Raw genomic sequence first — 24,537 nt, forward strand, 5'->3', positions numbered from 1 at the left:
CGTGGTTTTCATCCCTTGGCTAAAGCCGAAGGGTTTTCAACCTACCCTTTATAACATAATATTAGCTCTTTTTTCCCTTTGTCCCTCCCTCCTCTTTTCCCTTTGCCCATTGCCCTTCTTTAGTTATAAAATTTGACTCACTGATTACAATGCCTTTTAAACTCATCAAAGGGACATTTCATGTCCGCAATTACTCGCCAGACGGCGATTCTATCAGGTTTCAACCAAATGACGCTGGGCTGATACACAGTTTGGCTGGTGGTAGACCAAGGTTTAACGGTCGCAAACATGTTCAGCTCCGTATTGAAGCAATAGTGTGAAAATTCGGCTCACCAGACGTCCTGAAGAACTGGTGTTCGATGAAACGCCGACTCCTAACGCTTTCTCACTCCTTATGAGCAGTGAGATAACTGTACCACCACAATTTACTGAAACTATCACGCTTCCCTTGGAAGTGATACGCAATTTATCGCTGTAGGTTCAATCATCTTTCATGTGGTTGCTTGCGATGCTACAAGGATGTTTGAGATTTCTCAAATATTTGACGGACTTCTCCTTACCACTCCTCAGAGAAGACCAATTCTCATCTCGTCCAGATTTAACATCTTGAAAGGGCTAGTTAATAGGACTTAGGCATTGACAAGATAAAGCAGATGTGGGTTAGCGCGATAAAAATGAAGGCAATATACTACAATCGTAGTAAAAAATAGTGGTTGCTATCTACCAATGGTATTCCAAAAAAGGGCTGGGTTGCTTGTTCTATTTTTGCTGGTATTAGTAGGTGCAGTAGTCTTTCACATCATCCACATATCTCAGACTGAAAACTTATATCCCATGAGTGTTTTAGAGCAGGGATACGGACTCAAAACAGAAAACTTATATCCCATTCAGTTTTCCGATAGGAGATATGAATATGGATATGTAAACCAAGCTGGAGAGTTGGTTGTTAAAAAACCTCAGTTTGAATACGCAAAAGAATTTTCTGAGGGATTTGCACCTGTAAAAGTCAATGGTAAATGGGGATTCATTAACCTTAAAGGACAAATAAGTATTTCCCCAGAGTACGATACAGTTGGTGAGTCAAGTTCTCCTTATAGTGATGACTACGATTGGTCATCAAGCTCTTTTTCGGAAGGCTTGGCGGGTGTCAAACTTAACGGTAAATGGGGATTTATCAATCAGAGTGGGAAATTAGTAATTCCATACCAATTCGATAAAGTTCAGAAATTCTCTGGTGGTGTAGCAACTGTTCGAGTGGGTGATTTATGGGGCGTGATCAATCCAGAAGGTAAATGGATTATTCCACCTTTAGATGAGTATCCGATTAACTTTTTTCAAGGGATAGCAACATTTCTTGATCGCAAGACATACCAGATTACATCATACTGGGATAAATCAGGGCGGGTAGTTGGCGACTTCAACAATCCACCTAAGTTAGCTAAGGAGTTTCAGGAAGAACTTGCCATTATTAAGATACCTTCGTGGGCTAAGCAGGAAGGGCGTGATGTCTCTCCTGTGATAGCAACCTCTGAAGATTTTATAGGATCGAAATGTGGTTTTCAGGATAAACAAGGAAAAGTCGTCATCGAACCACAATTTGACAGCTGTCAAAGTTTTTCAGAAGGATTAGCAGCCGTCCAAGTAGATCAAAAATGGAGCTACATTAACAAAACAGGCAAGTTTGTTGTCACCCCGCAATTTGATTACGCTGATCGCTTCGTTGAAGAACGTGCTTTAATAGTCTCTAATGGCAAAATAGGCTTTATCGATAAAACTGGCAAAGTTGTAATTAAACCAGAGTTTGAACCAAATTCTGGTAAGTTAACTACTTCTGATGCTGAAAGAAAGCTATTAATAAAGTCAAAATTTAAAGAGTATGTTCAACTGCTTAAGCCATCTTCAAGCGAAGTGATGCGACATCGTTTTTCTCATGGGCTTGCAGCTGTCGCAAAAGATGATAAGTGTGGATACATCGACAAAACTGGTAAATTCGTTATTCAACCTCAATTTACTGGATGTGAACAGTTCGACTCATACGGAGTTGCTGAAGTCAGTCAGAAGTTGGTTGGACAAGAATACTCGAATGAATTGTTTTACATCAATCGCGAGGGGAAAATATTTCCAAAATACATTACCCCTGCTTCACTTAGTAAGTTCTATCCAGCTAAAATCAAACTGCTGACATCACTCATGGCGTGCTTGTTGTGGATTGTCGCCATTAGCTGTCATGAATTTGGACACGCGATTGTGGCATATTGGGGTGGCGATTCCTCAGTCAAAGACAAAGGCTATTTAAGTTTCAATCCGCGTCGATATATCAGTCCTTTACACAGTATCATCCTGCCTGCAATTTTCTTGGTAACAGGTGGAATAGCTTTACCTGGTGCAGCAGTCTATATTGAATTTGATCAGATTCGGAACCGTTTGTGGTCAAGTGCTACAGCAGCAGCAGGTCCCATTGCTAGTATACTTTTTGGATTACTCTTAGTTCCCGTATTTCAGTTCAGTTTTGCCTGGAATTTTCCTCACTGGTTATCAGCATTTATTGCTGCTTTCATTAGTTTGCAATTTTTTATTGCGCTGTTTAACTTGCTGCCAATTCCCCCATTAGATGGCTATCGAATTCTTTCTGTTTGGTTACCATCAAAGCTACAAAATCGCAATGGTATTGTATTTTTAATCGGACTATTTTTTATCTGCATTGTGTTACCGTTTATTCCGGTTGCTAGTGTACCACTCCTGATTGGATCTTACGCTGTAATGATTTATTTAGGAATTTCAGAAGAATTTTTTTTGGGTGGTTGGTACTTGTTTGACCGCTGGTACATAGCGTTATATCTGCTAGTTGCTGGTCTTGTTTATCTGATCTACAAGCCAGCGTCAATTTTCCAATTGGCAGGTTTAGTACTGGAATTTTTCTTACCCAAAATAGCACGAAAAATGTACGATAGGGCAATCAGAATAGATCCTAAAAACGCCTGGTCATGGGAACATAAAGCATGGACTTTAGATAAAGTAGAAACATTCTGGAACTATGTAGAAAGAATACCCGTTTGGGAAGAAGCAATTCAACTCAATCCTCATAATCGTTCCTTACGACGAATGCTAATTTTAGACTTAAAACTGGCTCGTTGTTCATACCATAAATCGTATGAACAACAATTAATAGAAGCTCTTGAAAAATATACCGAATTTTATCCCAAAGATGGTTGGGGATGGGGCGCAAAAGCTTTAAAACTAGACGAGCTTGGAGACGATGAAGAAGCACTAGTAGCTTGGGAAAAAAACATCAAATTCGATCCTAACGATCATTCTAAATGGCGGATGCAGATGAAAGAATCGACTCTAGAACGGTTAAGAGGTTTAAAAAAGCTCTAGCTACTTACAGCAGATTGCAGGTAAATAAGGTACAGTCATACCAGTGGATCAACGGGTAAAATGAAAGCTGACTCAATCGACTTGCAAGAAAAAATAGTAAAGATTGACTATCAAGGTGACACCTCAGTCAGATCCTACTCTTCGTTGGATTTTTCAATGCTTTCGCGCTGGTTCACTTGTTGCTTATTGGACATGTTAAGCAAGTCACCAATCTTACACAAGAACGAAGATGAATACACAGATATTCTTCGGTGGAAAGAGAGTCAATAAAAAGTAAGAAAAGTGGGATAAGTAGATCTTTGAAGATTGGAAACACCGCATAAGCACTTTATATTGCTCAGACTTTCCATGCTCCTATGAATAAATATAAAATTCTTCTATTCCCAAAGAAACCGCAGCTCATATCCAGGATTATGATTCATATGGACAGGCTTTCTCCTGATTCTAAAGTTAGACTCTTGATTTAAAGTAAATTACGGATGAACACGGCTGTAAAAAAGACTCCGGCATTAGCTTCGCGTTTCATAAATGGGGTACTGGCAATCAAGCCTTTAGCCAACTTAGCCAAGCATCAAGCTAGGCAAATGATGATTAAACGTGCTGAGAAAATAGGAGTACATTGGCTCAAAGAAGCACAGACGCTACAAGCACGTGATTGGCAAACCGACTTGGCTAGAGTCCAAAATCCTCAACTGACCTACCCAGAATACTACCTGCGGTCATTCCACGCTTACGAAACAGGAAATCTCAACTGGCAAGCTGCTTTTGAGGTAGAGTCAGCGGCTTATGCTGTTCATGCTAAGATTTGGTCTAATGCTGGAGCGCAGGGCGATCGCATGCTGCGCCAAAGTTATCACGACGTTCTAAAACAGCAAATTCCCCAACAACCACAAGACATCTTAGATTTGGGATGTAGTGTCGGTCAAAGTACTTTTGCTCTACAAAAAGTTTATCCCCATGCCAAAATCACCGGCTTAGACTTATCTCCCTACTTTTTAGCCGTTGCTCACTATCGTAGTACACAGCGCCATGCTAATATCAACTGGATTCATGCTGCTGCTGAATCTACTGGGCTACCAAATGCGTCGTTTGATTTAATCTCCATTTTTCTGATGTGTCACGAACTACCTCAAGCAGCAACTCGACAGATTTTTGCTGAAGCTAGACGTTTGTTGCGTCCAGGTGGACATTTGGCAATTATGGATATGAATCCAAAATCTGAAATTTACAAGAAAATGCCGCCCTACATTATGACGCTGCTCAAAAGTACTGAACCATATTTTGATGAATATTTTACGTTGGATATTGAACAAGCAATTGTAGAAGCGGGGTTTAACGTTCCTACCATCACTGCCAATAGCCCTCGTCACCGCACTATTATTGCTCAAGTGTAAAGACGTAGATGCTACGTCCCTACATAGACTTGTTGTGGGCAATCATACCACCATTGCTGCTTCTGGTTTACTACTGTAATCGCATCTCATCCATCCCTTCTTTGATGCGGTTGCTGTTTTTCTTTGTGTTAGGAGCAATATCTGGTTTTCTTGCTCTTGCGTTGGAATCAGTTTTTGAAACAGTAGCCAATTCTGTTGTTGACTGGCAGAGAATAGAGCGTATTTTCCCAGGTGCTGTTGTGCGACAACTTATAGAAGTCGGTCCCATCGAAGAAGGTTGTAAGCTGGTAGCGGTGGTTGTCCCTACTTACTTTTTCCAACGTCGATACCGATTTCGTCCGACTTCTATTTTTCTGTTCAGCATAGCCGTTAGTCTGGGATTTACTGCTGAAGAAAATTGGATTTATCTTTTTCATGGTACAGCATCAATTTTTGAGCGAATTATCAGCACACCAGTCCACGCCATGTTTTCTGCCCCTTGGGGATATGCCTTGGCAATACCCAATCGACGTTGGCAACTTGTTCATCGGGGTTGGCTCAATGCTGTGATTTGTCATGCTTTAGTGAATATTCTATCTATCAGTGGTCGCTATTCAATACCACTGAGTTTACTTAGTTATGGCTTGTTTCCGTTTCTCTTGTGGATGTTTTGGCGACTAGAACAGTTACTGCGACGGTTGCAAGGTAAGCTTCCAATCATTCTTATCTCAGGACACACACCAAAGGAGCGCTTCCAGCAACGTATTTTGGTACTGTTAGTTTTATTGCTAGGTGGAAATGCTCTTTTTGGGTTATTTCTTTTAGTTAAAAGTCTGAGCTTCTTGAATCTGTTTGAGCTTTTTTACCCTGATGTCATGTCATTTATACTTAGCCGTTTATTGTTAAATACAAGCTTTGGACTTGTAGCATGGGCTATTTATAGCTCTTTACGACGTTCAGCACGTCGTCGATACTCGTCCTTGCGGACTGAGTGAGAGGCTTGTTGTGGATTTAGCTAAATAGGAAGTCTTGAGGGTTATACTGATGTGTATACAAAGATGTTATCACATATAAATGCGTAATTTCTCAGAATTATGAGGGATATTAACCGTCGTTGGTTCATGCTTGGGACGCTTACAACAGCCGTGAGCGGCAGTGTGATGGGATTGTTGAATCGGTTATCGCGTACATGGGCTATGCCAACAATGGAGCAAAAGGAATCCCCTAGTTCTGCTCCTAGACAAGTTATTAAGTTCACCAATGGCATCTCCTTGGAACTTGTCACACGGAACAATGAATTTCTTGGCGTTGGTCGCATTGCTGCTGGAAATATTGCACTGCGTAGTGGTCGAAGACCAATGTTTGTAGAAATCCGTAATCCTAATGGAATTCATTTGTGCAATTACACCATTGCACAACATAATATTACAGACAATTCAGTTGAACTGCAATTCTCAATGCATTACCGTGAAGGCGGTCTCATGGAATGGATGCTCCATTCGGTTCGGAACCGTTACAACACAGCCGATTGGACTACTGAACCTTTACAAGCAACTGATACTGTTCTGTGGTTGAAAATTCGTCCAGTGACACGTAACCTTGGCGGTCGTAAATATATTGGCTTGAGTTACCAGTATCGTTACCAAAGTCAGAGCATTCCGATTTACAAAATTCTTGATCGTGGTACATGGGAGCTAGGTGGACACGCAGTGGGTAACGAGTTCTGGATGCGTCATTCTTTTACGCCATCCATCACATCTGTTGATTCGGTAGAGCAGTTATACTCTACCGAGTGGTATCTACCCTCAGCTACAAACCCCAACGCTCTCCAATTTTTGCCACTGCAAACCGTGTTCCAAGGCTTCACCTTTACTGCTGCAAAAGCAGGCACGCTTGTCACTTGGGCAAAGAAAGTCAGCCATATCCGCTCACTCTTTGAGAAACCACGCGGTGTGGATGAGATTGTACACTGGCACGAACACTGTGCTGATTTGGGAAAAGAATTGGTCACTTCACCTATAGAGGTACTGTGGGCACCAGGCGAACTGGATCGCGTTGGGCGCGCCAATGCCTATGAGGCGGTACGGGAATTGGTGTATGAAACTCTGCACACTCAAATAGGTATGCGCCGCGAGCGGGTAACCACCTACAGCATGATTGAACAATGGGATAATGCCGATTTGAAACGTTACACCCAACTAGGATTGCCGAAATTGCTGAAGGCTGGTATAAAAACGGTTGGATTGGCAAACCATTTTCAGAATAATATGAACACCTTTGGAGTTGGCAACATGGCTTGCACCATAGACTGGAAGGTGGCTGATTCTGTCGGAGAGGAAAACTTGCGAGCTTTTTGCAACAAGGCAAAAGCAAATGGTGCCAAGGTGGAAATGTGGGGCAATACAGCCCTATCAACTTTTGGTCTGAAACAATGGGATCGCAATGGCGCAAAAAGCCGTATAGACTATCTACCAAAGGAAGGGTCGATTATGGAAGTGATTGAACGCTCACGAGATCCATTTGTCCGCAACCTTTCCAACGCCATAGAGTCTGACCACTACGCGCCGGTGTTTGCTGTTCTTAACCTAAGAGATCCAGTTATACGAGAGTACTGGCTCAAGCAATGGAAACAGGCGCACGACGAAATCGGTCTTGAGGGTATTTTTCTCGACAGTTCATCTAATCTTTCCAGCGATAAATTCCACTTTATCCAACTCCCCAATGCTGGCTCGAAAGATGCAGCGACGGGCAAAACTCACCAGTTATTTAATGAGCGTCCTGCTCAAGAACCGCCTGCAGCGATTCTGTCACAATACTATGCACACTTGGAATTAATGACACAGATGCAGAAGATTGGCTATCGCTACTGTGGCGAAGACATTGGTGTATTTGGCGTCCATCGCAGCGGTCCCCCTATCCTAGCCCGTCTCGATAATTTACCACTTTGGGCGGAGTGTATCACTGATTTCGATGTACTAGCTCTACAGAAAGCAAGTGTCAATCCCAATGAGGTATTCTTTCGTGGTCTGGCTTACCGGATGATGTGGTATATGTTCTGGGATATCAAGAGTGACCAACTAAGCTTTAATTACGGTAGTCTCCGTGGTGATTTCGACAGACCGACTGATTGGCATATTTTGCTGTTAAAGGTATTTAGTAAGGTCAACGACTTGATGATTAACCGCGAGATTCTACGCGATCAAAAGGGTGTAGTGTATCGTGTAGATGGTCAGCAAATCCTCTGGGCTTTTCAGAATTTTGACTTCAAACTTTCTGCAAATTCATTAGTTCGTGATGAAAACACAGGAAAAAATTTGCAAACAAATGTCTTACACGCTGTCAAACACCATGTTTATCGCATTAACGGGTGATGCAAATCTAACCTTGAGCACTCTAGCAAAAAGGGCAACTCGTGAAACTAGAGCGCCCTTTTCAAGTACTTGTTGTTTGAGCCAGCTAGCTACACACGCACTAACATAGGTTCATTCTGTGCAGCGTTAACTGAGTTGGAATCTGACTGCGTACAATACACTTCGCAGGAGTTATTAGGACTTTCGATTAATTTCACTTTGTGTAGTGTCGCTCCTAATTCTTGGATAGGCGATCGGATCGCCTCTAATTGCAACTAAAGTGGAAATTAGTGGACAATAAGTACATACTTGGCGACACTAGTGATATGGCTAAGTATGTAAAACCAAATGAAGCAGCTAACACTCTGGGAGTTTGCCTCCGAACCCTCAGAAGGTGGGAATCCGAAGGAAAAATCAAAACGGTCAGAACGCCGTCGGGACAAAGGCGGTACGACCTGGAAACGTTCATCAAAAAAGAATCCGAACCCGACGGAGGACGCGCCACTGTTATCTATGCTCGCGTCTCTACCAGACCTCAAAAGGCAGACCTTGATAGACAAGTTGAGCGACTATCAGCGCTCTATCCCGGCGCAGAAGTCATTAAGGAAGTGGGAGGAGGACTTAATCTTAGGCGGAAAGGACTCCTCGCTCTTCTGGGACGAGTTTTGCGAGGTGATATCGGAACTATTGTGGTTGCCCACAAAGACCGACTTGCAAGATTTGGATTTGACATTATCGAGTGGCTTTGTGAACAATTTGACTGCAAAATCGTGGTTCTCAACCAAGTCAGTCTCTCTCCGCACGCCGAACTCGTTCAAGATATCGTCGCAATCCTCCACTCCTTTTCAAGCCGACTTTACTCCATCAGAAGACTTGAAAACCAAATCAAGCAAGAGCTTCAAAGTGAAGCCGAGGCACAAGAAAAAGGAGAAGACGCCGCCTAATAAGACGCTCAAGATTAGGGTGTACCCTGAACTGGAATTACACAAAAAATGGAAGACTTGGCTATCAGCTTCCCGCTACTGCTATAACAAAGCTATCGCTGCTTTAAAAGCAGGAGAAAAGATAACCAGTGCTTACAATTTGAGAAATTTTATTCTGTCCTCTGAGTTGCCCGACTGGGTAAAAGAGTCTCCTGTACATCCTAGAGAAAACGCTATCTTTGATGCCTGGGATGCTTGGAATCAAGCCAAATCTGTGGGTGGGGAAGCTAGCTTTAAAAGCTGCCGCCAACCATCTCAAGCTATTAAGTTTCATGTCCGCAACTTCAACGGTGAAACCTGGTTTCCATCGTTGGTTAAAGGTCTTAAGTTTATAACTTCTGAACCAATTCCTGATGCTGAATATGCAACTCAGATTATTAGGGACAGAAAGCGCTGGTTTGCCTGTATTCCCGTGTTGGAGGAAGTTCAGCGACCGCCTGAGTTAAGTAAAGTCATAGCTGTTGACCCTGGAGTAAGAACGTTTTTAACTGGCTACGATGGCGATTCATTTCAAGAATTCGGCAAGGCAGACATTGGACGCATTCAAAGATTGTGTTCTCACCTTGACGAATTGATTGGACGTGCATCTAAAGCTAAGAATAGAAAACAGAAACGCCGTATGTATTTAGCGGCTCAACGCCTAAGAATCCGCATCCGTAACTTGGTAGACGAGTGTCACAAACAGGTAGTTAACTACTTGACAAGTGAGTATAAAGTTATCTTGCTACCAACATTTGAAACATCTCAAATGGTAGTCAAAAGCAAGCGCAAACTACACACCAAGGCAGCCAGACAAATGCTGACTTGGAGTCATTACCGCTTGAAATGTCATCTCAAGCAAGTTGCTCAAAAACGAGGTGTAGTTATTATCGATGTTAACGAATCCTACACCAGCAAAACTTGCACCAAGTGCGGATACAAACACGATAAATTAGGCGGCTCCAAAACATTTAAATGCCCCGTCTGCAATCATGAACATGATAGAGACTGGGGCGGCGCTCGGAACATTATGATCCGGGCTTTGAGGGACGGCTCCTTTTCCCTTGCTCTTAGTAGTGAGGGGATTGCTATCGCGTATGCCCTGTTTGTTCAGGGATGTACAGCGTAACACCGTCAGCAAGGAATAATTTGCACCATCTTCCAGTGCGATACTCCGTTTTATGAGTCTCCCAAAGAAAGGAAAATGCACATCATCTCCACTCACCCTGCAAAGTAAACGCCGCCCAATATAAAGGTTTATTCCAGTTCGAGTCTTGCAACAGCTTCAGTTGTGCAGCACGTAGAGCAGCAGTAGGTGACTTTCCTTGCTGTAACATTTGTTTATAAAACTCCTGCATCAATTGTGATGTCCCATTGTCATCAACTTTCCACAGAGACACAGCCACCCTTTCACTACCCCCATACATCAGTCCTCTTGTCAACCCTACTAATCCTTCACCATTGACATCCTTGCCCAATCCGGTGTCGCAAGCACTCAGGACGACTAAATCAGCGGTAAAATCGAGGTTGAAGATATCACCCAACCGCAGATAACCTTCAATCGGTTTCCCAGCTTTGTCTACAAGCGAGAGAACAATTCCTGATAATTCTGGGCTGTTGGGATCTGCAAAGCCGTGGGTGGCAAAATGTAAAAACCGATATTGCGCGAGTTGTTTGTTAGTTGCCCAATTGTAGTTAGCATCAAAATCAAAAGCTTGTAAGCTATTGTTCGTGGGAACGAGTTTTGATAAAGTTGCTAAAATAGCCATTGCCTCGTCGCGTGTACCTGGAAGTGCTCCCCAGTCGTCGCGGTTGAAACTTCTTGCTGCTCGTTTGAGTTGAGATTGTTGTATTTGACTACGAAGGTCGAGGTTAGGGCCAATAGAGTCGAGTTTTTCAGTTTCTCGACAATCTTTTAAGGTGACTCGGCAATCTTTTGCACTAAAGACCGGGTTAGCCAGGATAGCTAAAGTTTTCGGTGCGCTTTTGCGTCCTTTAAGGTCTCGTCTTTGGGTTGCAATAGCTGTGAGTGAAGGCAGATTCACGATTTCATGGTTAACTATCAAAGGTTGATATTTAACTTGTTCCTCAGCCTTATTTTTGTTAGAGGTTGGGTTAGTGAGTGCTGCAAAGGGAATCGATTGCAAAGCACCATCAGCGACAATGACTAAGCGCTTTTGTCCTAACTTGTCAGCTACAGGTGCGAGGATGAGTTGACTGAGTTCAGTTGCGGCGACTGCAAAGTTCTCTGCTGTTAGTTTTTGCAAGTCGTTTCTGAAATTTGTGGCTGCTTTCTCTATCTGTTCGCGTGCAGGAAGTTCATAGCTATTGAGAGAATTGGGAGTGACAACCCAAAGATAACTGCGTTCTTCACCTAAAGAATATTCCAACAAGAGGGTATCTTTATCGAGTTGTTGCTGAATTTCGGGTAACTTTAGGGGTTGGGGATACTGTAGCGCTGCATATTTTGGGCTACTGGTGCGGATTTTGGTTTCCAGTTCTTTTTGTTGAGTCAGGAGGTTATCAATTTCTTTTCTCAGGGCTGCTGCTTGTTCTTCTTTGTTACCAGGTAACTCTCGCAGACTTTTGGCTTTGACATTAATAAGTACTTGCAAGCGCTGTTCCTCTGCCAAGAGTTTGGGATCAACGCCTTTACGAATACCAGCACGAGCTTCGGTTAACAGTTCAATTAAACCACGGGCGCGGGAGCGTTCGCTGATGTGCAGTGCAAGAGCATCATACCCTTTTGATGGGTTCTTTTTGTGCAACTGCATCAGCAGGTCGATGTAGAATTTATAATAACCTTGGACTGAGGCAAAGTAGGAAGTTCGTAAGTCTTGGTTGTCAATTTTCGTGCGTAAATCTTCGATGATTTTGATAGCAGCTGAGATTTGTTTGAGGGATTGTTCCAAGTTGCCTTGGTTGCGTTCTAGGGAAGCTAAATTAAAAAGGATAATAGCTTCTACACCCCTGTCGCCCACCGCACGAAGCAGTGGAAGTCCTTGGTTGTAGTTTTCAAGTGCCTTCTGTTTTTCTCCTAAATTGTCGTAAACTAGCCCGATATTATTGAATGTTGTAGCTTCTCCACCCCTGTCGCCCACTGCACGATACAACGGAAGTGCTTGGTTGTAGAATTCAAGTGCTTTTTGTTTTTCTCCTAAATTGTCGTAAACTTTCCCGATATTATTGAGTGTTGTAGCTTCTCCACCCCTGTCGCCCACGGCACGAAGCAGTGGTAGTGCTTGATTGTAGTATTGCAGTGCTTTTTGTTTTTCTCCTAAAGCGTCGTAAACTGCCCCGATATTATTGAGTGTTGTAGCTTCTCCACTCCTGTTGCCCACTGCGCGAAGCATTGGAAGTGCTTGGTTGTAGTATTGCAGTGCTTTTTGTTTTTCTCCTAAAGCGAAGTAAACTAGCCCGATATTATTGAGTGTTCCAGCTTCTCCACCCCTGTCGCCCACCACACGATACAAAGGTAGTGCTTGGTTGTAGAATTCAAGTGCTTTTTGTTTTTCTCCTAAAGTGTCGTAAACGTACCCGATATTATTGAGTGTTGTAGCTTCTCCACTCTTGTCGCCCACTGCACGACGCAGTGGAAGTGCTTGGTTGTAGTATTGCAGTGCTTTTTGTTTTTCTCCTAAAGCGTCGTAAACTGCCCCGATATTATTGAGTGTTGTAGCTTCTCCACCTCTGTCGCCCACTGCACGACGCAGTGGAAGTGCTTGGTTGTAGAATTCAAGTGCTTTTTGTTTTTCTCCTAAATCGGAGTAAACTAGCCCGATATTATTGAGTGTTGTAGCTTCTCCACCTCTGTCGCCCACGGCACGATACAACGGAAGTGCTTGGTTGTAGAATGCAAGTGCTTTTTGGTTTTCTCCTAAAGTGTCGTAAACTCGCCCGATACCCCTGAGTGTTGTAGCTTCTCCTCTTCTGTCGCCCACTGCACGAAACAACGGAAGTGCTTGATTGTAGTATTCGAGTGCTTTTTGTTTTTCTCCTAAATTTGAGTAAACTAACCCGATAGTATTGAGTGTAAGAGCTTCTCCACCCCTGTCGCTCACTGCGCGATACAGTGGAAGTGCTCTGTTGTAGTATTGCAGTGCTTTTTGATTTTCTCCTAAATCTGAGTAAACTTTTCCGATCACAAGGGAAGTAAGAGCCTGATTTTCTTTATCCCCCACTTTCTGCCACAGTTGCAAAGCTATTTCATATTTTTTAATCGCCTGTCTCAATGATTCTGCGCTACCTTCTTTGAAAAATGCAAATCCTTCATCAAAGGCTTTTTGTGCCGCAGCACGAGTTGATTGTTGAGAATTAGTTTCTGGTTGCTGTGCTATTAAGCCTGTATTTCTCTTATCACTCCAAAAACTCAAATCGTCGCTTCCACAAACAAAGCCTGTTTCCACTGCCTTATTTGAGTCAGTGCAGGTGTTTTTGATTCGTGTATTAGCACCTTTGAAAGGATGAGTTACCATCAAGCGAGAGCTATTAGATATTGCCCCCACTGAATCTGACAACAAAACTGTACCAAGCAGCAAAGTGAAACTGTAACGAGCACAATTCAGTAAAACCCAGCAGATATCCTGCCGAGACTCGTCTTTTTTGTTCATACTGAAGTCTCTACCTATGAATAAGTTACAGTCAGAATTCTGCCGGCACAAGAATCCTGTTATTTGTACATTATTTAGTTATCTTCCGATAAATTCTGGAAATTTTATTGTTATTTTATGAGTAATGTTACTTAAATCTATTTTGGTTTCGTTTTTTGCAACCAGTGACAACTCTCACCATTGGTGTCAACTTAAGCCTAAACCCTTATTGTAATTACGTCATATCATGCCTGATTATTATACTTGCGCACAATTGTCGCGCTTACCTCACCCCGGTTTTGTCTTGCGCCAAAACCTCCCCTCTCCTTAAAGGAGAGGGGACGTTAAGCGTAGCTTTACGGGGGTGAGGTCGAAATTATACTTGCCCACAATCGTCGCGCTTACCTCACCCCGGTTTTGTCTTGCGCCAAAACCTCCCCTCTCCGCGAGTTCGGAGAGGGGACGTTAAGCGTAGCTTTACGGGGGTGAGGTCGAATTAACGTGGAATTAAGGCTTAATTCCTCGCTGTTGACAGAGTTCGCTCTAACTACAAGCGCACTAACACAGGTTCATTGTGTGCAGCATTAACTGAGTTGGAATCTGACTGCGTACAATAAATTTCGCAGGAGTTATTAGGGCTTTCGATTAATTTCACTTTGTGTAGTGTCGCTCCTAATTCTTGAGTCCAACCGACCCACGCTTTAAAGTTGAGATTTTAAACTTGTATAACGTAACATTTGTTAAGGTATGGCTCGCGATTTATTCCACAATATTGTTAGGTCTGCGCTAGAAAAAGATGGGTGGATGATTACAAATGATCCGTTGAATCTTCGTTGTGGTGGAGTTGATATTCAAATTGATTTAGGTGCGGAGCGCCTCCTTGCTGCCCAGAAAGGTGGAGAAAAAATAGCGGTTGAAATCAAAAATTTTGTTAGCGCCTCAAAGATTTCTGAGTTCCACATGGCGCTAGGGCAATTTATCAACTATCGCACTGCATTGCGCACTGAAGATCCAAATAGAATCTTATATTTAGCTGTTCCACTCGCAATCTATAACGATTTTTTTAATTTGCAGTTTACCCAAACTGTAGTACGCGAAAACCAATTGAAACTTATTATTTACAATGTTGATACGGAGGAAATTGTGCAATGGATAAATTAAATGAATACCGGGCGAAAGTTAAGCAACTGCTAACTAAATACCTACAGTACAAACCTAGCTACGGAGATGTTGAAGTCGAACAAATCTTTGATACCGAACGTGACCACTATCAAATTATTAGCGTTGGATGGAACAATCAAAAACGGGTTTACGGTCCGATAATGCATCTTGATATCAAGAATGATAAAATTTGGATTCAGCAAAATACAACTGAAGTTAATATAGCCTCAGAATTAATAGAAATGGGCGTACCTAAACAAGATATTGTTATTGGATTTCACACACCAAAAATGCGTCAACTATCGGGTTTTGCCGTGGAATAGACTTGAAAAGGGGCGACTAGTGAAACTAGAGCGCCCCTTTCAAATATAGCGGTTCTCACTTCGGTGCAATACAGTCGTCACCTCACCCCGCATAAGCTTCCGCAAACGCTCCCCTCTCCTTACCAAGGAGAGGGGTTGGGGGTGAGGTTGAAATATGAGCGAATATTCTTTGCTGTTGACAGTTCGTTCTAACTACACGCGCACTAACACAGGTTCATTCTGTGCAGCGTTAACTGAGTTGGAATCTGACTGCGTACAATACACTTCGCAGGAGTTATTAGGACTTTCGATTAATTTCACTTTGTGTAGTGTCGCTCCTAATTCTTGAATGGGCGATCGCAACAACTGACTAATACGAAGTGCAATATTCTCAGCTGTGGGAACAACTTCAGCAAAGTAGGGGATATCTTTGTTTAAGAAGGTATGATCGAATGGCTCAACGACATAATCTTCTATAGCTTGATTCAAAGCACCCAAATCAACAATCATTCCAGTGCGTGGTGAAATCTCTCCTTTCACAGTCACTTCTAAATGATAATTGTGTCCGTGACCGTTGGGACGAGCGCACTTACCATAAATCTTGAAGTTTTCTTCGTTGCTCAGACGAGGATGAGCTAGCCGATGGGCGGCACTAAAATGAGTACTGACAGTGAGGTATGCTTCCATGCTGTTTCCTAAGTAATCAGCCCAAAGTTCAGGATGTTCAAAAAGCTGTATACGGACTAAAGGTAAATGGGGTGCAAGTCGTTGCCAAATTACCCGTGCAATGTTCTCTGTGGTGGGTAGAGTTTGTTGAAACTCTATCCACGCATCGTTAAGATAGGAAAAGTCCAGTTGATCGGTCACTTCTCGCTTAATGACGTGTTTCACATCGGACAAATTGAGAACCATGCCATATTCATCCAATTCCCCAACCAGGGAGACGAATAAGACATAATTGTGCCCGTGTCCGGGAAATCTTGAGCAAGCACCAAATTTCTCAATATTTTCTGCTTCACTCAGTTGTGACAACCAATAGCGATGACTGGCAGAAAACTGAGCGCGACGATTTACGATACATTGCATGAGTCAGCTGGGAGCAAAACTTAATATTTCTTAAACTTTATTCCAGCATAAACCAATTTTGGTGTGAGTGTTAATTATTGATTGTTCGTCAATAATCCTGGATTCACTGAGGACTTACACACTGTACAAATGCACCAACTTATGGTTCAAACAAGTTATCTTTGTCAGTAAGTTTGGCAGAATGTACACCACACTCACTGCACATGCAACACGCTCGTCTTCAATTGCTGCACTTTGGTCGCTTTGGTGTTTGTGTATCTACAGACTTCTGCATAAAATGATTTTGCTTACATGTATTAAGAAGATAGAAGAGAAGCTCATTCATGCTTAACTTCTATTTCGCAAATGAAGTAGGGTTTGTCGTACACCATCAACCTTTTGTTACTCCGTAAGTACTGGAAGTATATGGTGCGTGCCAATCTCTATAAAGCTCTCAAATAAAAAACAGGGCTTGATTCGCATTTTCATTGATAAAAAACACAACTTGAGGAGTAATTTGATGACAGGTCTTCACCGTTATAAAAGCTTCTTAACACAAATCGACCCTAATGTAGCAGGTGACTCTAAACAGACTGAGAACCTAATTTTACCTAATAAACCAATAATAATTGGACGAGATACTAGTAGTTGTGACATTGTTTTACATTCCACAAAATATCAAGAAGTGTCTCGTCAGCATGTAAAAATTTCTCCTCTTTCATCTCAATCTCCAAGTGGTATGCCTCTTTGGGAGATATGCGATTTGGAAAGCCGTAACGGCACTTATATCAATGGTGAACGCTTACAGGGTTGTCAAACTTTACAAGTACATGATCGGATCAAACTTGGTGGCAATGGTGCAGAATTCATTTTTGAGTGTGAACAGCTTAGCTTTATTAGCGTGAGCGATATATTTCCTGTTGTCTCAGGAAAGCTGGACTTACACCAGAAAGATTTTGTGATTCCGGGTATTGTCACAGTGATATTTGTAGTAGCAATGCTAGCTACTCAAAATAGTAATAACTTTCTCTATATCTTGGCTGCTTACTTAGCTCTTGCAAGTCACTATGTTATCCATAAACTTTGCCATAAACATAAGCCCTGGTGGTTGTTAGTTAGCTTAGCTCTGGCTACTGGTTTACCGCTTTTAAGAGGCTATCATGAGTTCACAACCATTTTTTCTGATATTTTACCAGTAAATATCTTTAAACAGCACGAGAACGTTCTTAGTGTAACTGTTAAAGAATTTTTTAAAGCAGGCTTGTTAGAAGAACTTTTCAAAGTGCTGCCAGTGCTATTAGTTTACTTGCTAGGCAGACTACTTCAATCACCAAAGCGGGAACTTATTGGAGTTTGGGAACCTATAGATGGAATCCTTTTAGCAACAGCATCTGCTACTGGATTTGCATTAGTAGAGAGTTTGATGAAAGTGCATGAAGTAACTCAAAGCAAAGGTAGTTTTGCTGGATTGACACTTTTGATTCCCCTCATTTTAGGAGATATTTCTGGACAGGTGGCATATAGTGGCTACTTTGGCTACTTCATTGGATTGAGTGCAATGAAACCTAGAAAGTGTTGGCGACTTTTAGGAATCGGTTACCTGACTTCAGCAGTTCTACATACTATTGGAACTGTAGTCTCTGAATTGCAACATCAACATCAGCTAAATTTTGTCATCGCTAATGTACTTTTAGCTTTGATAGGTTCTTTAGCTTACATTTTTTTAATTGCAGCAATCCTCAAAGCCAGTCATCTTTCGCCAAGTCAGTCACACAACTCTGCTCATGGGTAAAACACAAGTTGATAGTTTACGCAAATAAAAAGCGCTGTCAGTAGGTGCATTTGTAAGTGAGTCAGTCCGAACACTAACGATCAACCACTACGCATAAGCACTCACAGATTCTTGTGCTTCACGATACATATGACGGGCAGTGCGAAACATTTCTTGCCCAGCGTGCAAATAACTCTCGTCATAATTGAGAGGAAAATATGCTAATTGATCTAGCCCATCGCCTACTTGATTAAGACAATAGTAAACGTGAGTTGCAGCTCTTGCCAAAGTAGGGGGATTTGGTAAAGAACGGAAAGTGATTTGCGCTTGTTTAAAGTCATCTCGACAGGCGTGTAAGTAATCCTGAAATTCTTCTAAGAGAACATCATCAAACGGATCAGCAGCTAGTTTCTCGATTTGCTCCTTTAAGGAAGCGAGAATACTAAACAGCAGGCGACTCACTGGTTGATAAACTCGATGCAGCCATTGCTCAATTTGTTCATCTACATTTCTTCCTGTTTGTCGCGTCGCCTGGTATCGCTGTTGAGCAGCAGCTGTACGCTGTTGCCTATTGTGGGCTGTTTTTTGGGAGAGTTGACGCAGTTTTTGATCGTACTTTTGGCGATTTTGAACGTCGCCCAAAACCTCATACGCTGCATTTATACGAACAATTTGCTCAAGATCTGAAGTACCCTGATTGCTATCAGGGTGAAACATTTTTACCAAGCGACGATAAGCTTGCTTAATCTCCGCTTGGCTTGCGTTCGGGCTAATTTTGAGTGTTTCGTAGTGGTTCGTCTTGTCTGCCATTATTTCAATGTACCGTTAGCTGATGCTAACTGTCACCTTAGGCTCCAAGTCTTGGAACAACGGCGTACTCAAATACCTTTCTCCAAAACTAGGCTGAATCATCACTATCAAGCGCCCCTCGTTTTCTTTGCGTTGAGCGACACGAACCGCAGCACACAAAGCTGCTCCGCTGGAAATGCCAGATAGTAGTCCTTCTTCTCTTGCCAGACGCCGACCGTAAGCGATCGCTTCTTCGTCAGTGACAGTAATCACTTCATCTACAAAGTTAACATTTAACACTTGGGGAATGAAACCTGCACCAATTCCTTGAATTTTATGAGGTCCTGGTTTCCCTCCAGATAAAATTGGGCTATTTGCTGGTTCAACAGCGATCGCCTTAAACTCTGGTTTGCGTGCTTTGATAACTTCAGCTACACCCGTAATCGTACCACCTGTTCCAACCCCTGCTACTATTATATCGACTTGTCCATCAGTATCTTCCCAGATTTCCTCTGCTGTTGTTTCCCGGTGTATTTTTGCGTTGGCTGGGTTACGGAACTGCTGTAACATATAAGCATCTTGACTTGTATCAACAATTTGTTGTGCCCGTCGAATTGCCCCACTCATACCTTCAATTCCTGGCGTCAGTTCTAATTCGGCTCCATACGCCCGCAACATTGCTCTTCGTTCACCACTCATTGTTTCAGGCATTGTCAAAATTAATCGATAGCCCTTTGCTGCTGCAACCATTGCCAGGGCAATTCCCGTATTTCCAGAAGTCGGTTCCACTAACAACGTTTTTCCAGGAGTAATCAACCCTTCTGCTTCTGCGGAGTTGATCATACTTATACCAATGCGGTCTTTTACAGATGCCGCTGGGTTCATACTTTCTAGCTTCACCACAATTTGTGCAACACAGCCTTCCGCTTCGGGAATACGATTGAGTTGCACTAAAGGAGTACGACCGACAAGTTCTGTAATATCATGAGCTATTCGCATACTGAAATCCTTAGTTCTTAGTTACTAATTACTAGTCATTAGTCAATAGTCAGTCGTAAAAATTAACAACCGTCTTTTCTCTATTGATTATTGACTAGGGACTAAATATAGTACATTATGTCCAACTGTCGTCGAGAATCTCGTTTTTCACAGAGTTCTGCAAGCGTATATTTTTGCAAAACAGCGTTTGCAGCCAGCCTTGCTTCTTGCCAAATATCTTCTACAACAGCATTGTCCAGAGTTTTAGGGTTAACGTCTTCCTCATTAGTCCGCACATCTAACCCTTCTAAACAATTCAAAATCTCGAAAAGAGTAATTTTCCAAGGTTCTCGCGCCAACAGATAACCACCCTTTGAACCGCGCTGGCTTTTCACTAAACCTGCACGCCTCAAAGTTGCTAAGAGTTGTTCTAGATAGCGGTCTGGTATATTTTGTTGTGCCGCAATCTGTCGAATTTGTAGCGGTTCCCCGCTTTGGTGATGAATTGCGAGCTCTAGTAGAGCAAGAATCGCGTATTCTGACTTACAAGATAGTTCCACAAGCAGCTTTTAAAAGAGATGATGGGTACACAATTACAGATGAGGATAAACTCAAAAGTCAAAAGATTCTTGGCTTTTTTCTTTATGATTTTTCTTGTCCTCTTCTTCTAGTATACTCCGGCTCCCCGCTAGGGTTTTTTCTTTTTATTATTGAAATTTAAATACGTAGCAATTGTGTATTTTATCAGTCTCTGTCAAATCAACAGTTCCCAAAAAACGTGGTTGCCCAAAAGAGTATGGCGAACACTTTAATCATGGGGATGAAGAGACTGGGCATCAACCGGATGTACAACACAAACGCACTTTTCTACCCGCAGTGGTTATGTTTTAACCGTAACGATTTTCTCTCTTTTGTAGGATTATCCATCTCGATTCATTCGTTAACTTATGCAAAGAAATTAAGAGAAATTTCTCTTGGTAGTCCAGAAAACTGAAAAAAACTTGAATTGTTTGGAGTTTTTTATGACCTACGCAATCGACGAAAGCACAAAACCAGCTTTGGAAACTTTTCAACGCTTTGATGTAGATACTCAACTGGCCTTGCTTTGGTATGGTTACCTGGATATTAAAGATCAGCTAAACCCAGCACCTCCTCAGAGTGTGGAGATTACCGGTAAAGCCGTGTTTGACCACATCCAGGACTTGTCTGGCGAAGAGCAACTGCAAGCACAACGCGACCTTATTAAGGGTGGAGCTACCGATATCAGCCGTACTTATAATAGTCTAAGCCCCAATGCCAAACTACAAGTTTGGCTGCTGCTGGCACAAGGCATGGAGAACGGAACTGTTATCCAAGTGCCGTCTGACTACCAATTACCTGGTGAAACGGACCAATTTACAGCAATGATTCAAAAGCTAGACTTTGAGCAGCGGATTAATTTCATGCTTGGTGCAGTGCAAGCAATGGGCTAGTTGAGTCCAAGAATTCAAGAGTCGGCTTCTAGAAAGATAAAAAGCTCCGCTACAATGTGCGGAGCCATTCTTAATAAACACAAGATATTCTAAATATTGTCAACTATTTAGAAAGTGAATGTTGTTCTTAAGGTTCCAATAAATGTATCATCGTTGTCACTATTCTGACCAGGAGATGTCAGATAAATAACACCAGGAGTGATGGAGACGTTATCGCTGACACGATACTTGTAGAAACCTTCAACATGATAAGGCACATCGTTACCACCTGCTCTACCAAGAGCATAAGGTTGAGCACCCGCGAAAAGACCCAAGACATTACCCTTCCTTCCAAAGTCAGGTAAGGCAACTCCAAGTCCGTAGCCCCAAGTTTCATAGTCATCATTGTTACCAAAACCTGTGACATCGGAATAAGAAACGAAGCCACTAATAGAGAGTTTATCACTAGGTCTAAACGCTGCTGACAAACCGTAGGAGTTACTAGAAGATGCGTTAGTTGCACTGAGAGCATTGGCTTGTGAAGTACCTACGACAGGAACATTCTGCCCTTGGAATCCACCAGCATCAAATAAAGCACTACCAGCACCGTGATATCCATGAACGTAGGTGGCTGCTAAAGCAAATCGCTGACCAAGATTAAAGTTTAACTGTCCCAAAGCAGCATAGTTACCGTTGAATATACCTGAGCCATTATCTGGACTATTCGCTTCAGAACCCAAGTAACCTATGGTTAACGAACTTGGTTTGAGAATCCCACCACCCTTACCAAAGGGAATATTAAGCGCTGCACCTGCACCTCCACCAATTCGATAGATGGGGTTTTCTGAAGCGAAGGTAGACAAAGCACCGTTACCGCCATCATAGTCTTCAAAGTATGGGTTGTTGGTAGCAGCATAATCGCTGTGAACACCACCAGTAGCTGCAACGTAAAGTTGGGCTGGTCCGATTGGCACATAATATGCTAACCAATCTAGGACAACATCATTACTGTTGCTGCTATCTCCTGTCAAGTTAAAGGTTTGAAAGCCTTCAGCACTTTGCTCTGAAGTATCTATACTTCCGTTTCTGTTGACATCTACATTATTACTACCTGTGTTCAATCTTCTTGCATTACCAGTCGCCAAACGAGTATGCAAAACGTCTTTACCTGTGAAGCTGGTTTGCAAGTCTAAACGTACCCTGTTTTGGAAAACAGTATTATTGTTTTTGCCTGCTGTATCGCCGAAAGCATCAGTCAAAGCGAATATTGCTTCACCAACGAGTTTGGTAGTCGTTGAGAATTGGTTCGCTTCCAGTTCTGCACTCCGTGCTTCCAATGCATCCACACGACCGCGTAGAGTTGCTAGTTCTGCAGAAAATTCTTCTTGTAAACGCTGTAAAGTCGCCAGGTCTTCTTTTCTAACGATGTCAGATGTTGCTGTTGCAATCAGTTCGTTAACTCGGTCTAAACATGAATTTAAACCAGCAGCAAATTCATAACGGGTCAAAGCACGGTTACCACGGAACGTACCATTTGGATAACCAGCTATACAACCATAACGCTCAACTAACGACTGTAGCGATTGGAAAGCCCAGTCTGTTGGCTGTACGTCGGAGAACTGGGAAACTGATGTCACCTGAGACAGAGAGTTATTTTTCCCCTCGTTGCTGTAGTTGCTAACTTGCTGCAAAACGTTGACTTCACTTTGTTGTACTTGGGCCAACGTCTCTGGCTTGGAGGAAACTTCAGTCGCTGTTGTTGTGGTTGAAGTTGCTGAGACTGAAGCAGAAGCTTCTTGATTATTGCTCTTTTGTGAAATTTCTGTTGTCACAACTTCATGGGTGGTGTTGTTTTGAGCCGCGATCGCCGTTGTGGACATCAACAACGTTGCTCCCAAAACTGCTGGACTGACTATTAAAGATTTCCACAAGACATTAGACATGTTTCCTGTTCTCCTCACACCTTTGTATAGATAACTTTTTTGCTGCAACTATCTCATGCATTGCAAATTTTTATTGATACTTGTGGATGAGGCATACTTGCCCTCCACACTATCTTAGTTTTTGCCAAGCTAACAAACAGTTAAGTTTAGGTAAAGAAATAATGCAATTAACTTATGCAAAAACATAGTTGTATTTACTTGTAATTATATTTTCGGAAGACTGGATGACAAGATTAAAGCGTTCGCCTTATGAACTGTCACATATCTGATTTCGGTATCCATAATTAAGACCCCGTCCTTAAGGACGGGGACTAATAAATTGGAGATGACGTGATGTTGACCAATTCCTCTACGAAGTTTTTTTGCCAATAAAAATACCTTGCATAAAAAATGTCATTTTCTTATGCAAATAGCTATGTAAGCAAATCGTTAATTGATTTGAGATATAACTTTTGCCAAATCAAAGTCTTTTTGTGTTAATCCACCTGCATCATGTGTTGTCAGTGAGATTTTGACTTTGTTGTAAGCAATCTCAATATCTGGATGATGTCCTGCTAACTCAGCAGGTTCAACAAGCTTATTTACAAATTCTATAGCCCTGATAAAGTCTTTAAATGTGCGGGTACATTGTAATGTTGACTCCTTTACTGTCCAATCTGGCAGATGCTTTGCCTTTTCTTGAATTTCTGCCTCAGTAAGTAGCTGCGTCATATTAACAAATCCCTGATACTGAAACTGTGTGTTCTCTGGTCATCTTTTGAATAACCCACGAACTGTAACTTTTACATTTTCTTCAAGTCAACAAGATTAAACTGACAATAATCTAGACGTCACTTGCTCAAGAAATGTTCCAACCAGTCTAGAGGCTAGCCAGATGTATCGACTCGAAGTTTCGGAAGATCAAGCAAACGTCTACGCCTGTCTTGCATCAACTCACGAAAGGATCTATATCTGTGTACACCAGGAAGCCAGTTAGCAAAAAACCAAGCTTCCCACTCACCATTTTCAAATACTACCTGAGGGTTAAGCAGTAGTTGTGCTTGATTTGAGTCTCCACCAATTTCTAGAACAGTTTGTAAATATTCGTTTCGTAGCGAAGTCGAATCTTGTCCTTTTCCGTAAACAAAATATTCTTCATCAGGTACAGGTGATCATCCACCTCCCATTTCAACTCCACTCATCCAAGCGTTAATCCCCTCTTGGTCTTTTGAAGCTAACCAATCAACTTCTTGAGTAGATAAAAGTCTATCAATCATATTGTCTAACTTACACCAACCATTACTAGCTGTTAAGAAGTTTCGGTAAGAGGGTGGTAAAGTGCTTTTCAAGCGAGTCTCTAGGGCAGAAATTTCAGTATCTGTTGCCCCAGGATAGCGGTTGAGCAGTAAGCCTTAAACCTAAGTAAATCTTGGCAAAACTACTTGC

General features: G+C 42.2%; 20 protein-coding genes and 2 pseudogenes. 12 read left to right on the forward strand and 10 right to left on the reverse strand.

What is annotated here, in order from left to right; genetic code table 11:
• The first annotated feature begins 316 nt into the window (after nt 1–316).
• The 5 genes from DP117_RS35645 (at nt 317) to DP117_RS29390 (ending at nt 8,122) form a co-directional block, all read left to right on the forward strand.
• On the forward strand, nt 317–478 hold the full coding sequence (locus DP117_RS35645) for a hypothetical protein (protein ID WP_211176412.1): 162 nt from the start codon (nt 317–319) through the stop codon (nt 476–478).
• Nucleotides 479–726: 248 nt separating this feature from the next.
• A complete protein-coding gene (locus tag DP117_RS29375) occupies nt 727–3,378 on the forward strand; it encodes a WG repeat-containing protein (protein WP_169221737.1) in 2,652 nt (883 codons plus the stop codon).
• 479 nt (nt 3,379–3,857) lie between these two features.
• Nucleotides 3,858–4,772, forward strand: coding sequence for a class I SAM-dependent methyltransferase (locus DP117_RS29380; protein WP_169221738.1), 915 nt, complete (start codon nt 3,858–3,860; stop codon nt 4,770–4,772).
• Nucleotides 4,773–4,780: 8 nt separating this feature from the next.
• On the forward strand, nt 4,781–5,746 hold the full coding sequence (locus DP117_RS29385) for a PrsW family intramembrane metalloprotease (RefSeq protein WP_169221739.1): 966 nt from the start codon (nt 4,781–4,783) through the stop codon (nt 5,744–5,746).
• 99 nt (nt 5,747–5,845) lie between these two features.
• Entirely contained in the window at nt 5,846–8,122 is a 2,277-nt protein-coding gene (locus DP117_RS29390; protein ID WP_169221740.1) for a hypothetical protein, read from the forward strand.
• Between the two features lie 89 nt (nt 8,123–8,211).
• Here the strand turns inward: DP117_RS29390 and DP117_RS36605 are convergent.
• Nucleotides 8,212–8,361, reverse strand: a pseudogene (locus DP117_RS36605) (6-pyruvoyl tetrahydropterin synthase); the annotation flags it as partial.
• Between the two features lie 66 nt (nt 8,362–8,427).
• Here DP117_RS36605 and DP117_RS29400 point away from each other — a divergent pair.
• Nucleotides 8,428–9,045 carry an IS607 family transposase gene (locus DP117_RS29400; RefSeq protein WP_169221741.1) on the forward strand — a complete coding sequence of 206 codons (618 nt, stop codon included), beginning with the start codon at nt 8,428–8,430 and terminating at the stop codon, nt 9,043–9,045.
• Nucleotides 9,046–9,064: 19 nt separating this feature from the next.
• Entirely contained in the window at nt 9,065–10,192 is a 1,128-nt protein-coding gene (locus DP117_RS29405) for an RNA-guided endonuclease TnpB family protein (protein WP_169221742.1), read from the forward strand.
• An 82-nt stretch (nt 10,193–10,274) separates the two neighbouring features.
• On the opposite strand, the gene DP117_RS29410 is transcribed toward DP117_RS29405, so the two are convergent.
• Both DP117_RS29410 and DP117_RS36610 read right to left on the reverse strand, forming a co-directional pair.
• On the reverse strand, nt 10,275–13,673 hold the full coding sequence (locus DP117_RS29410; protein ID WP_248277880.1) for a tetratricopeptide repeat protein: 3,399 nt from the start codon (nt 13,671–13,673) through the stop codon (nt 10,275–10,277).
• A 526-nt stretch (nt 13,674–14,199) separates the two neighbouring features.
• Nucleotides 14,200–14,334 (reverse strand): annotated as a pseudogene (locus tag DP117_RS36610) (6-pyruvoyl tetrahydropterin synthase); the annotation flags it as partial.
• A 65-nt stretch (nt 14,335–14,399) separates the two neighbouring features.
• Between DP117_RS36610 and DP117_RS29420 the strand changes: the two are divergent.
• Nucleotides 14,400–14,813, forward strand: coding sequence for an element excision factor XisH family protein (locus tag DP117_RS29420; protein ID WP_169221743.1), 414 nt, complete (start codon nt 14,400–14,402; stop codon nt 14,811–14,813).
• Nucleotides 14,801–15,136 (forward strand): XisI protein, encoded by a 336-nt coding sequence (locus DP117_RS29425; protein WP_169221744.1) that lies wholly within the window; start codon nt 14,801–14,803, stop codon nt 15,134–15,136. The genes DP117_RS29420 and DP117_RS29425 overlap by 13 nt, the downstream gene beginning before the upstream one ends.
• A 192-nt stretch (nt 15,137–15,328) precedes the next feature.
• On the opposite strand, the gene DP117_RS29430 is transcribed toward DP117_RS29425, so the two are convergent.
• On the reverse strand, nt 15,329–16,201 hold the full coding sequence (locus DP117_RS29430) for a 6-carboxytetrahydropterin synthase (RefSeq protein ID WP_169221745.1): 873 nt from the start codon (nt 16,199–16,201) through the stop codon (nt 15,329–15,331).
• A 499-nt stretch (nt 16,202–16,700) separates the two neighbouring features.
• Between DP117_RS29430 and DP117_RS29435 the strand changes: the two genes are divergently transcribed.
• Nucleotides 16,701–17,972, forward strand: a complete 1,272-nt coding sequence (locus DP117_RS29435; protein WP_169221746.1) for a PrsW family glutamic-type intramembrane protease — start codon at nt 16,701–16,703, stop codon at nt 17,970–17,972.
• Between the two features lie 87 nt (nt 17,973–18,059).
• On the opposite strand, the gene DP117_RS29440 is transcribed toward DP117_RS29435, so the two are convergent.
• The 3 genes from DP117_RS29440 to DP117_RS29450 form a co-directional block, all read right to left on the reverse strand.
• Nucleotides 18,060–18,761, reverse strand: coding sequence for a DnaJ domain-containing protein (locus tag DP117_RS29440; RefSeq protein ID WP_169221747.1), 702 nt, complete (start codon nt 18,759–18,761; stop codon nt 18,060–18,062).
• A gap of 15 nt (nt 18,762–18,776) precedes the next feature.
• Entirely contained in the window at nt 18,777–19,739 is a 963-nt protein-coding gene (gene cysK / locus DP117_RS29445; protein WP_169221748.1) for a cysteine synthase A, read from the reverse strand.
• A 101-nt stretch (nt 19,740–19,840) separates the two neighbouring features.
• Nucleotides 19,841–20,278: an Rrf2 family transcriptional regulator gene (locus tag DP117_RS29450; protein WP_169221749.1), complete on the reverse strand. Its 438-nt coding sequence runs from the start codon at nt 20,276–20,278 to the stop codon at nt 19,841–19,843.
• A gap of 236 nt (nt 20,279–20,514) precedes the next feature.
• On the opposite strand from DP117_RS29450, the gene DP117_RS29455 reads away from it, so the two are divergent.
• Both DP117_RS29455 and DP117_RS29460 read left to right on the forward strand, forming a co-directional pair.
• Nucleotides 20,515–20,712, forward strand: a complete 198-nt coding sequence (locus DP117_RS29455; protein ID WP_169221750.1) for a hypothetical protein — start codon at nt 20,515–20,517, stop codon at nt 20,710–20,712.
• Between the two features lie 28 nt (nt 20,713–20,740).
• Nucleotides 20,741–21,190: an orange carotenoid protein N-terminal domain-containing protein gene (locus tag DP117_RS29460; protein WP_169221751.1), complete on the forward strand. Its 450-nt coding sequence runs from the start codon at nt 20,741–20,743 to the stop codon at nt 21,188–21,190.
• A gap of 107 nt (nt 21,191–21,297) precedes the next feature.
• Here the strand turns inward: DP117_RS29460 and DP117_RS29465 are convergent, their stop codons facing one another.
• The 3 genes from DP117_RS29465 to DP117_RS29475 form a co-directional block, all read right to left on the reverse strand.
• The gene (locus tag DP117_RS29465) at nt 21,298–23,112 is read right to left on the reverse strand and encodes an iron uptake porin (RefSeq protein ID WP_169221752.1); all 1,815 of its coding nucleotides are present in this window, start codon (nt 23,110–23,112) and stop codon (nt 21,298–21,300) included.
• A 429-nt stretch (nt 23,113–23,541) separates the two neighbouring features.
• Entirely contained in the window at nt 23,542–23,823 is a 282-nt protein-coding gene (locus tag DP117_RS29470; protein WP_169221753.1) for a 4a-hydroxytetrahydrobiopterin dehydratase, read from the reverse strand.
• 440 nt (nt 23,824–24,263) lie between these two features.
• The gene (locus tag DP117_RS29475) at nt 24,264–24,497 is read right to left on the reverse strand and encodes an SMI1/KNR4 family protein (protein WP_282440335.1); all 234 of its coding nucleotides are present in this window, start codon (nt 24,495–24,497) and stop codon (nt 24,264–24,266) included.
• Nucleotides 24,498–24,537 lie beyond the last annotated feature (40 nt).

This window comes from Brasilonema sp. UFV-L1, assembly GCF_012912105.1.
Classification (GTDB): Bacteria; Cyanobacteriota; Cyanobacteriia; order Cyanobacteriales; family Nostocaceae; genus Brasilonema.